The organism is Binatus sp. (SeqCode), assembly GCF_035272065.1.
Taxonomy (GTDB): Bacteria; Desulfobacterota; Binatia; order Binatales; family Binataceae; genus Binatus.
In genome coordinates this window covers 1-10465 of the sequence record NZ_DATEQZ010000113.1, presented here as the reverse complement: position 1 = coordinate 10465, position 10465 = coordinate 1, and the positions used below count along the sequence as shown (strand labels likewise).

Sequence of the window (10465 nt, the reverse complement as noted above, 5' to 3'; positions counted from 1 at the left end):
GAGGACGCCGGCGGAGGTGGTGAACCACAGGCGGCTCACTGAGGAGTAGGCGGTGCAGACGGCGTCCTTGGCGCTGCGGGTCCATCGCGGCGGGATGCCGGGTGCGCCGGTGGCGACCGGAGATGTCTGGATTCTTGCCATGCGACCTCTTATAAGTCGTCGGATATGCAGGAGGCGAAGGTCTTTTCCATCACACGCGAGTCGATGCTGCCGGCCGCGCCGATGGCTACGATCTGCGTTCGCGGTGCGCGCTGGCCCCAATCGTCTTGCAAGGAGATGTCCACGCGCCTGCCGACCACTTGCAGCACGGCCCGCCGCTTTGGCGCGTCGGTGGTGTAGACCACCCCTTTTGCCCGGTAGACATTCCCCGGTAACTTACGCATTGTTTCCCGCAACGCCTCCACCGCGAGCGGCCGATCCGTCTCGTAACTCCAGGTGCTGAACACCTTCGAGTGGTCATGCACGTGGTCGTCGAAACAGCTCGGGTCGTCGCAGCTACGCTCGACGGCGTGCGAGCCTGCGCGAGCAGGATCGAAACGCCCGACACCCAACAGGATCTGATAAGGTACCTCGCAGTAGTTGGTCTCGACGATGCGAAGGCGATTGAAATGGCCGTCAAGCCAAGCCCTGATCTTCTCGACATCTTCGGGACCGGCAAGATCCACCTTGTTAAGGATCAGCATGTCCGCAAACCCGACTTGGCGGAGCTTGAGTTCCATCAGCGGGGGATACTCGGGATGCGCGAAGACCTGGTCCGCGTCCATCACGCAGATGACGCTGTCGAGCCTGATTCGATCGCGCAGATTTGGATCGCTGAAGGTTGTGAAGATTCCGGCCGGATCGGCTACTCCGCTGGCTTCGAGCAGGATGTATTCGACGGTCCCCGGGCGTGAGAGCAAGGCGGCGACCGACTCGACGAGGTCGTCGCGAATCTGGCAGCAGACGCATCCGTTGGCCAGGCTCATCATGTTGCCTTCCACACCGACGACAAGTTCAGCGTCGATATTGATCGAGCCGAAGTCGTTGACGAGGACTCCCACGCGCAGGCCGTGATCCCCGGTCAGGATGCGATTAAGCAGCGTTGTCTTCCCGGCCCCGAGAAAGCCAGTGAGGATTGTTATCGGAACGGTCTTACCGCTGTCTTCGATGATCTCCATCGTTGCTATTTCTTGAATTTACTCAAATCGATTCCCATCACCTTCGCCATCTCGATGAGATCGACGTATTGCGGGTTCGGCAGTTTGGTGAGCGGCTCGCGGTAAACGTTGGGCGGATAGTACAGATGTGGATCTATCTCGAGGTTGCGCGTCCTTTGCTCCTGCTGCTGCTCGCGCGGCAACCTGGGCTGCGGGACGATGCCCTTGCCCGCAGCGATGGGTAGGGGGTCGCCAAAGAGTAGTTTGGGATTCGGCAAGGACTGGCCCGAGAATCCTGGCAGGGCGGCCTCCCGGTGCCAGACCGCGTCTTTGGTCACGTTAACGACCACCACGTCCGGCGCGCCGTACAGGAAAAGCCCATCCCAGTGCGCGCGAACGTCGGCGCTGGCCTCGTTGAGCGTGTCGTTGTCGAACGCGAAGTGCGTGACCATACCGCAGCGCGGGTTCACCTGCTTGATGAGGTAGCCCGCTGCGTAGTTCAGCGTATGGTGGATGTCCACCGTGTAGTTGAAAAGGAATTCGGGCAGCCCGTACTTGAGCAGGTTGATGTGAGCCAAATCGGGCTGGAGCTCGGTGACAAAGATATCAACGCCCTTGGCATACTTTTCTGTCAGTTCGTCAGGCCGGCCGTCGCCGGTCCAAACGAACGAAAGGCCGTTCCAGTCCAGACGGTAGGCCGAAGCGCCATCCTTCACGTGCGAGCGCCGCCAATGGCGGACCGTTACACCGTTCTTGTCGTAGCAGATGCCGTTCTCGTCCTTCCAATCAAACTCGTTGACCTCGACCTCGTAGCCGTCACCGATGGGGCAGGCGTCGAAGGCTTCCAAGTGCCACTTGAGCATCTGCTTCATGCCGGCGACCATCGCCTTGGTCCCGAGATCCGCCGTGCGCCCTGATGGCCCGGTTACACGCAGCGGTTGCTTCCACCGTCCTCCCCACGCCGAGAATGGGAGGAGATAGGAAAGGTCGTGGTAGTGGTCCACGTGCAGGTGGGTAATGAAGATGTCGTTAATCTCCGGCACCGGGACGCCCATCGCTAGGATGTTCTTGACGCAGCCAGGGCCGAAATCGAAGAAGAAGCGGTCGCCGTTTCCTAGTTCGACCATGATGCAAGTGCCGGCCTGGTCGCGCCGCGGCGGGAAGGGGCAACTGCCGACGAACGAGATCCGCATCTCGTCTGGCCCGATGGTCTCACTACCGGGGAAGTAGTTCATCCGGCTGCGGACAGAAGCCGTTGGCTTGTAGTATGGCGGGAACTGCAGGCCGGTGCCGGGACCTCCTCCGTAGGGATTCTTGGGCTGGTCCGCATCTGGCGGTGGCTCGGCCGCTTCCGCCGAAGGTACGACCGCAGCCATGCCGGCCGCTGCCAATCCAGCCGCTGCTACGCCGACGGTCTTTAGCATGTCACGTCGGACCATCTTGTTCGGGTTTTTTTTTCGCTCACATTTGGCTCCTTGTTCGACTTCGATCGACGCTCAGACGGCATCAGGTTGTTGAGGTGTGGTTGCGGTGGATTTCTCCGCCGGCTCAATGCGGAACATCCAGGCGACGCCGACACTGATCACGTACAGCAGCAGCAGCGGAATCGCGAGCAGGAATTGCGAGATCATGTCGGGCGGAGTGAGAGCCGCGGAGACGATGAAGATGGCGAGGATCGCGTAGCGCCAGTAGCTCGCCATCATCTTGTAATCGATCATGCCGAGCTTGGTGAAGAAGAAGGCGAAGATCGGCATCTCGAACGTGAGCGCGAATGCGAGCAACAGCTTGGACGAGAACGCCAGATACTCGCTGATGCGAATCGTGGGAGTGACGCCAATGCTCGCGTATTGCGCGAGGAAGAACGCGTAACCGACCTTGAAGACGACGGCCCAGCAGAAATATCCGCCGAGCACGAAGAAGATCGTCGCGAAGAATACGAACGGCTTCGCCATTCTGCGTTCGGTCTCGTACAAGCCCGGCGCGATGAACTTCCAGATTTCGTAAAATACCGCGGGACTCGCGATGAACAGGCCTGCGATGAGCGCGACTTTGATCTTGGTGTAGAACGCCTCACCGACGCCGGTGCCGATCAGCAGCACCTTGCCGCCGGAGACCTCGCGAATCGGCCAGGTCAGCATGTGGAACAGCGGGTCGGCGACCGCGTACGCGACGATGAAGCCGACGCCGATGGCGATGAAGGCGCGAATCAGGCGGGTGCGGAGTTCCTGCAAGTGCTCGATGAGCGACATCCGCGCCTGTTCGGGCGTCGCCTCGATGAGTGCTGGCGGTGTGATATCCTCGCTAGGCACAGTGCGGGATGACCAGCTATTTTTTCTCGGTCGGCTGTACGGCCGGGGGCGAGGACTTGGGCGCGGGCGGCGCGTTGGCAGGAGGCTCGTCAAGGACGTCGGTCAGTTCGTGGAGGACGGTATTGCTCGCGAGGCGCAGCTCACGCAGGATTTTCCCGACGGTGCGCATAACCTCGGGCAGGCGCTCGGGGCCGACCACAATCAGCGCGATCGCGAGGATGAGAACTATTTCAAAAAGGTCCAAACTTCGATGACCGTCCGGCGCAACTACAAGTGCAATTCGACGACTTCGCGAGGCGCGGAAAAATTCCGCGCGGCTTCGCCTGCTCCATGCCAGTTAATCATCATACCCGACTGGGGTGTCAACGATGCTTAAAACTGGAGTCGTCGCGGATCGCCGCTACCTGAAACACTTCGCCGGCCGGGCGCATCCCGAGCGTCCGGAGCGCGCCGAGGTAATGATCGAAATGGCAGAGTTGCTCACGCGGCCGGATCTGAAATTCATGGCGCCGCGCGAAGCAACGCAAGAGGAAATCGCGAGCTGTCATACGCCTGAGTATATCGCGACGGTCGCGCGGACGGCGTCGATGGATCGGTTCGACTTCGATCCGGATACGCATAGCTCGCGCGACACGTACGAGACCGCGCTGCTGTCGGCGGGCGGCGTGCTTACCGCAGTCGAGGCGGTGATGGACGGGGCAATAGCTAATGGATTTGCTATTGTCCGGCCACCCGGGCATCACGCACTGCCTAATCGCGCGATGGGATTTTGCTTCTTCAACAATATTGCGATCGCGGCGAAGTGGCTAATCGAATCGCGCGGCCTGAAGCGCGTGATGATCGTCGATTGGGATGTCCATCATGGCAACGGCTTGCAGGATATGTTTTACGAATCGCCCGAAGTGCTGTACGTATCCACGCATCAGTTTCCGCATTACCCCGGCACCGGCTCGCTCCACGAGATCGGGTACGGCGCGGGAATGGGATTCACCGTAAATTTGCCGATGCCGGCGGAATTCGGCGACGCCGAGTATTTGCGCGTGTTCGATCGTTTGATCATGCCGATCGGGCGCCATTTCAAGCCTGAGTTCATACTGGTGTCTTCCGGCTTCGACGCGCACTATCGCGATCCGCTCGCGCAGATGCGCGTGACAGACGAGGGATTTGCGGCGATAGCGCGCCGGGTAAAGCGGCTCTCCGCGGAATGCTGTGGCGGGAAGATGGTCGCGGCGCTCGAAGGCGGCTACGACCTCGAGGCAATCGCGAAGTCGGGCCGCGCGGTCATCGACGAACTCGGACGCGACGCCGATGAGCCGATTCGCCCAGGCGACGGCGGCGACCGCGTGATGCCGATGATCGAGCGGGCGGCGCAAAACGTCGGGCGCTTCTGGAACCTGGGTTAGAGAGATAGATGCCGGAGCAGGGCGCCGCTAACAGTCGTCTCGTTGCAATAGGCGGTTTTTCTCCGCGCGAATACTCACTCGACAAGCCGACAATCGCCATTGGCAGTCATCCGAAGAACGATGTAGTGCTCGACGACACGACGGTATCGCGCCGCCACGCCACGATTACGCGCAAGCCCGGCGGTTTCGAGCTGGCAGACCTCGGCTCGACCAACGGCACGTTTGTTAACGGCAGTCAGGTGCGCAAGCCGATCTCGCTGAAGAGCGGCGACGAGATCAAATTCGGCTCTGTGCGTATGGCTTTCGATCCGGCGGGGGTGCCGAGCCGCATGCGACGGGGCCTCGCGATTCTGACCGTGATGTTCATCGTGGGATTCGCGGTCGCTCGCTATCGCGATATTGGGCCCGCTCTCTCGGCAATTGCTACGCGGCTTTCGTCACGCCAGGTCAGCTCTGAACCTTCGGCGGCAAATACTCAGTCGGCATCAACTGACGCGGAATCGACAGTAGCTACAATGCCGGCGTCGCCGGCGATTCCTGAATCGGGCGGTCCAGAATGGCTGAGCCGAGTGAATTACTATCGCACGATGGTGAAGTTGCCACCGATCGTCGAAGATCCGGCGCTCAGCAAGGGCGATCGCGCGCATACTATTTACATAGTGAAGAACTACCGCGATGCGATCGAGCGCGACGGACTCGGCGCTGAGATGCATACCGAGGATCCCGGGAGTCCGGGCTTCAGCCCGGAAGGACTCGAGGCGGCCAAGTCCAGCGACATGGATGTGTGGTCGATGCGCGGCGCATCCGCCGACGGATGGGGCTCGCCGGCATGGTCGATCGACGGATGGATGGCGCTACCGTTCCATCGGATGCCGATACTTAATCCGCGGCTGACGAGCGCCGGCTTTGGAATTTACTGCGAAGCGGGAGCGTGCGCGGCGGGACTCAACCTGCTGAAGGGTTCGCAGGGAAAGATGCCGGCCGGCACCGCCGGGGTCGGGCCGATCGAGTTTCCGCCTGACGGCGGGATCGTCGCGATCAGATCGTTCGAGAATGAATGGCCCAATCCACTCACGAGTTGCCATGGCTACGAGGCGCCGAGCGGAGTGGCTATTACACTTCAACTGGGCGACTGGATGGATACACGTCTCGGCGGGTACTCAGTCGCGCGGGAGAACGCTGACGGAAGCCGTACCGCAGTTGAAGCATGCGGGATCGATTCGACTAGCTACTCGAATCCCGATGCATACTCACAAGAGCTGGGGCGCAACGTTCTGAAGTCTTATGGCACAGTCGTGGTGATTCCGCACGCGCCGCTCGACAAGGGCGCGAAGTACGCAGTGTCGATGACCGCGAACGACAAGCAATACGACTGGACTTTTTCGACAAGTCCGTGAAGCGGCGCGGGACTAGCGCTGGAAATCGACGGCAATGATCGTCGCCATCGAATCGAGCGCGCTGTCGGGCGTCGCGATCACGAGCTCGCCAATCGGATCCTGATTGAACAGACTATCGGCCGCTGAGATTCGCTTGCGCACCTTGAGCGAAATCGTGCTCGCAAGCGGCCGCACGTCGCCGACATGCTTCACCTTGACCCCGCGCACCGAGACGGACTCGTACGGCCTCATCAGCAGGTGCAGGTACACGCGATTGCCGCGGCGCGTGGACGGTCCGTAGAACTGCCACGGCTCGAGTCCGGGGTCGGTGCCGACGATCGCCTCGTTGTTGCGGTCCATCCAGCTGCCGATCGCTTCGAGCCGCTCGACATGTTCGGGCGGGAGCGCGCCGTCGCCCATCGGGCTCACGTTAAGCAACAGATTTCCGCCCTTGCCGGCCACTTCGCACAGCGTATGGATCAGCGAGCGCGTTGATTTGAGATCCTTGTCGGCAGGATTGTAGCCCCAGCTGTTATTGATCGTGAGACAAGTCTCCCACGGGCCTTCCGGCGGCTTGGGCGGCACGGCCTGCTCGGGCGTCTGATAGTCGCCGTAACCGGGGATGCGATCGTTGATGACGACCTCGGGCTGGAGCGAATGTATCATCTCGACGAACTCGCGCAACTTCCATTCCTCGGGCGTGCGTTCCCATCCGCCGTCGAACCAGAGCAGATCGATCTTGCCGTAGTTGGTCAGCAGCTCACGCATCTGGGCGAATATGAACTCGATGAATCGATTCCACTGCTCAGGCGTCGAACGGCGCCAATTACCCCACTTGTATGGCTTGTCTGTTTCGAGAAATGTCGGGTAGTCGGGATGATGCCAGTCGATAAGTGAGTAGTACAGTCCGACCTTGAGGCCCTCGGAGCGGAATGCATCTGTATATTCGCGAACTATATCGCGCTGGAACGGCGAATACTCAATCGAATAGTCAGAATGCTTCGTATGGAATAGCGAGTAGCCATCGTGATGTTTGCTGGTCAGAACAGCGTACTGCATACCCGCGCGTTTAGCCATTCGGGCCAACGCGCGCGCGTCCCACTTGGTGGGGTTAAACGTTTTGGCGGTCGAGTGATACTCGTCTACCCCGATACTCTGGCCGTCCGGCAAGGCGCCGACGCCCCCGACCAGCGGCCACGACAGCTCGAGCCCGCGCTGGCTGCAGTGCCCCCAATGGATGAACATCCCGAATCTTGCTTTGTTGAACCACGATTCCATAGCCGCGCATTCTCGCCTTCATCGAAGGCGCTTGTCTATACCGTCGATCAGCGACACGGCATCCATCCGAGGGCTGGCATGAGTTGATCGTAGGAGACTCCCAGCAGCCAGACGAGGGCGACGGCGCCGGTGCCCGATGACGCGCGATTGAGTGCGACCTGGACACCGAGATTTATCTCGAACGTTGAATTGAGCCATGCGATGGCTGGTGTCAGTTCGAAGTCAGGCGCCGAGGAGTTGCGATGTGCGCTCAAGTACTGCGCGTAGTCGAAATCGAGATGCGGTGTGAGATCGCGCAGTGCGTAAGGCACGAAACCGGCAAAGACGTTCGCATCGAGGTAGTGCAGCGAATACTCGAGTTCCAGATCGGCGGATATCAGGTCGTCACGCGCGCCTGTCACTTTGCTTTCCCATCCTGCGTCACCCTCAACGCCGAAGGGTTGCAGCATCCGGAGCGAGTCGGGCAGATCACCGAAGCCTTTCTGAAAGAGCAAATCACCGCCGGCGCGGGGATGAGATTCAGAACCGACGCTGCGGTCGCCGACGGGAAGCTCGAGGGTCGGACTGATCGAGAACACAAATTCGTGGCGCGGGATCGAGATGAGTGCGCGTTTCCAGGCGAGGCCCAGGTTGGTGAATCCACTAGCGGTCGTTAGTTCGCCCTCCTGCTCGAGACGTTGGTAGCCGACGAAGAGGGAGAAGCTGGAGTTGGGCGAGATGGTTTTTTCGAGATAGAGCGACTCGAAGTTTTGTGCGCGATCGACGCCACCGGAAACGGAGAGGTAATTTTCTACAGTCGCGTCATTGCCGATGAAGTCGCCAACGAAGTAGCGCGAGGAAGGGTCGGCGCGCGCGAGCGTCGCGCACAGCAGCAGCATCGAGGTCGCGCACAAGATAAGAGCGATTCGAAATTGAGGAGCTTTTCTGAGAAAGAACGCTCGGCGGCGTGGCAATTTGGGCCTCAAACGATAGCCTTCAACAGATGGGAAAGTGGCGATTTATACCACTGGCTGTGGTCCAGAGAGATGCGTACCACCAAGGGTAGTTTCGTTCCGTCGAATTTAAGTTTCGCGGATGCGTAGATTGCCGCTGCGGATGAGTGATCGAGTGCGCTGTATCCTGGGGAGGTTCCCATGCGTGATCGATAACACGGCGTTGGCTTCAGCATAAGGCTGAAAAGTTCATCCTCCCAGGGCTGAGAAGGATCGGACGCAGCGATTCGAAACGGGTACCGGCTTCGCTGGCACGAAGCTGTCCGAGATCCTTCCTCGGCTCGCGTTGCTCGTGTCGTCTGGATGACAGGGAGAGCAGTGCGTTGCTCGCTTCGGTCGGGATGACAAAGAGACGGTGCGTTGCTCGCGTCGTCAGGAAACAGAGTTGGACGCAGCGATTCGAAAAACCGGTACCGGCTTCGCTCACGCGAAGCTGTCCGAAATCCCTCCTCGGCTCTCGTTGCTCGCGTCGTCAGAATGACATTAGTTGGACGCTGCGCTGTTGGGGAATCGGGTGATGGCGTGGTATTGGAAAATCGAAAGTTGACTGTTTTGGAGGCCGACGATGAAAATCTCGATGTTCCATCTGATGCCGTATCGCGATCTGCCCGACGACTTCGCGCAGAAGTATCACTCGGTGTGGGTAGATCCGCCGTATACCGAGCTGGCTGATTCGGTGAAGGTCGGGCAGTACTACAACTGGACGCTCGACGAGCTGATTCACGCGGCCGACAAGGGCATCGACGGCATCTGCGTCAACGAGCATCATCAGAACGCCTACGGCTTCATGCCGAATCCGGATCTGATGGGATCGATTCTCGCGCGCGCGACCAACGGCACCGACGTCGCGGTCGTGCAGATGGGCGCGACGCTGCCGACGTCGAATCCGCCGATACGAATCGCCGAAGAGTACTCGATGATCGATTGTATCAGCGGCGGGCGCATGGTGGCCGGGATGCCGCTGGGCACGTCGCAGGACGTGAACCTGTGCTACGGAATCCCACCGATCGAGCAGCGCGAGCGTTACTACGAGGCGCACGACCTGATTCTGAAGGCGTGGCAGTCGCCCGAGATTTTCGCGTGGAACGGCAAGTACTTCAAACTGCCGATGGTGAATATCTGGCCGCGGCCGATTCAGAAGCCGCATCCGCCGGTGTGGATTCCCGGCAGCGGCAGTCTCTCGACCTGGGATTTTTCCGCGAAGCATAACCATTGCTACTGCTTCCTGTCGTACTGGGGGAACAATTTCGGCAAGCGCGTGATGGACGGGTTCTGGGATTTCGTCGCCAAGGGAGGTCACGATCCCAATCCGTATCGCGCTGGATTTTTGCAATTAGTCGCAGTGTCGGAAACCGACGCGCAGGCCGAGAAGGACTACTACAAACACATCCGATATTTTTACGACAAGTGCCTGCACATCCTGCCAGAGTATTTTCCAGTCGCCGGCAACCAGGACTACAAGAGCCTGGTCAACAGCGTGACCAAGCTGAATCCGCAGTTGTTCGACCTGATGAACAAGATACCAACGTGGAAGTACAAGGACTTCGTCGACAATCAGTTCGTGATCGCGGGGTCGCCGGCGACGGTGCGCCAGCAGCTGATGGAAGCGGTAAAGAAACTTCGCGTCGGCAACCTGATGGTGCTGCTGCATATCGGATCGATGCCGCACGAGTTGACGCTCAAGAATATCGATCTGTTCTGCAGCGAGGTGCTGCCGCATTTCCGCGGCGTGTGGGACGGCGAATGGGACAACAAGTGGTGGCCCGAGTCGCTCAAGGGTCCGCGCACAAAGATCGCGTCGAATGGAGTGCATGCGGCGGCGCGCTAGTGTCGCGTTCGCTCCGGAGAGCTTTGCGTATGAGAGAATAATCGCCTGCGCGGCGGGCGGCAGGGGCTGACCCCTGCACCCAGTGTGAAGCGCAAAGTTGCGCGCAGCGCGCTATTTTGCTCGCAAGGGCTTCGCAAAGGGTT

Annotated in this window: 10 protein-coding genes; 3 read left to right on the top strand and 7 right to left on the bottom strand. The window is 59.9% G+C overall.

The annotated features are described in order from the left end of the window. The 5 genes from VJX68_RS19200 to VJX68_RS18055 all read right to left on the bottom strand — a co-directional run. A partial coding sequence (locus tag VJX68_RS19200) for a hypothetical protein (protein WP_349255936.1) occupies window positions 1–141 on the bottom strand: 141 nt, incomplete at its 3' end. Between the two features lie 8 nt (window positions 142–149). Next, entirely contained in the window at window positions 150–1157 is a 1008-nt protein-coding gene (locus VJX68_RS18070; protein WP_324097125.1) for a CobW family GTP-binding protein, read from the bottom strand. A gap of 5 nt (window positions 1158–1162) precedes the next feature. After that, the gene (gene gntH, locus VJX68_RS18065) at window positions 1163–2512 is read right to left on the bottom strand and encodes a guanitoxin biosynthesis MBL fold metallo-hydrolase GntH (protein ID WP_324097124.1); all 1350 of its coding nucleotides are present in this window, start codon (window positions 2510–2512) and stop codon (window positions 1163–1165) included. 120 nt (window positions 2513–2632) lie between these two features. Further along, window positions 2633–3445 (bottom strand): twin-arginine translocase subunit TatC, encoded by an 813-nt coding sequence (gene tatC, locus VJX68_RS18060; protein WP_324097123.1) that lies wholly within the window; start codon window positions 3443–3445, stop codon window positions 2633–2635. Window positions 3446–3461: 16 nt separating this feature from the next. Then, a complete protein-coding gene (locus VJX68_RS18055; protein ID WP_324097122.1) occupies window positions 3462–3689 on the bottom strand; it encodes a Sec-independent protein translocase subunit TatA/TatB in 228 nt (75 codons plus the stop codon). A 124-nt stretch (window positions 3690–3813) separates the two neighbouring features. Here VJX68_RS18055 and VJX68_RS18050 point away from each other — a divergent pair, with 124 nt between their 5' ends. Next, on the top strand, window positions 3814–4848 hold the full coding sequence (locus tag VJX68_RS18050; protein WP_324097121.1) for a histone deacetylase family protein: 1035 nt from the start codon (window positions 3814–3816) through the stop codon (window positions 4846–4848). 8 nt (window positions 4849–4856) lie between these two features. Beyond that, complete coding sequence (locus VJX68_RS18045) at window positions 4857–6245, top strand: FHA domain-containing protein (protein WP_324097120.1); 1389 nt, start codon at window positions 4857–4859, stop codon at window positions 6243–6245. A 12-nt stretch (window positions 6246–6257) separates the two neighbouring features. On the opposite strand, the gene VJX68_RS18040 is transcribed toward VJX68_RS18045, so the two are convergent. Together VJX68_RS18040 and VJX68_RS18035 are read right to left on the bottom strand one after the other, a co-directional pair. After that, window positions 6258–7502 (bottom strand): alpha-L-fucosidase, encoded by a 1245-nt coding sequence (locus VJX68_RS18040; protein ID WP_324097119.1) that lies wholly within the window; start codon window positions 7500–7502, stop codon window positions 6258–6260. A gap of 47 nt (window positions 7503–7549) precedes the next feature. Next, window positions 7550–8395: a hypothetical protein gene (locus tag VJX68_RS18035; protein WP_324097118.1), complete on the bottom strand. Its 846-nt coding sequence runs from the start codon at window positions 8393–8395 to the stop codon at window positions 7550–7552. Window positions 8396–9059: 664 nt separating this feature from the next. Here VJX68_RS18035 and VJX68_RS18030 point away from each other — a divergent pair. Next, window positions 9060–10322, top strand: a complete 1263-nt coding sequence (locus VJX68_RS18030) for an LLM class flavin-dependent oxidoreductase (RefSeq protein ID WP_324097117.1) — start codon at window positions 9060–9062, stop codon at window positions 10320–10322. Window positions 10323–10465 lie beyond the last annotated feature (143 nt).

What these genes read in the sequence shown, in the direction of transcription:
- VJX68_RS18070 (WP_324097125.1), bottom strand. Translation starts at nt 1,157, where the DNA reads ATGGAGATCATCGAAGACAGCGGTAAGACCGTTCCGATAACAATCCTC.
- gntH (WP_324097124.1), bottom strand. Translation starts at nt 2,512, where the DNA reads ATGGCTGCGGTCGTACCTTCGGCGGAAGCGGCCGAGCCACCGCCAGAT.
- VJX68_RS18050 (WP_324097121.1), top strand. Translation starts at nt 3,814, where the DNA reads ATGCTTAAAACTGGAGTCGTCGCGGATCGCCGCTACCTGAAACACTTC.
- VJX68_RS18045 (WP_324097120.1), top strand. Translation starts at nt 4,857, where the DNA reads ATGCCGGAGCAGGGCGCCGCTAACAGTCGTCTCGTTGCAATAGGCGGT.
- VJX68_RS18040 (WP_324097119.1), bottom strand. Translation starts at nt 7,502, where the DNA reads ATGGAATCGTGGTTCAACAAAGCAAGATTCGGGATGTTCATCCATTGG.
- VJX68_RS18030 (WP_324097117.1), top strand. Translation starts at nt 9,060, where the DNA reads ATGAAAATCTCGATGTTCCATCTGATGCCGTATCGCGATCTGCCCGAC.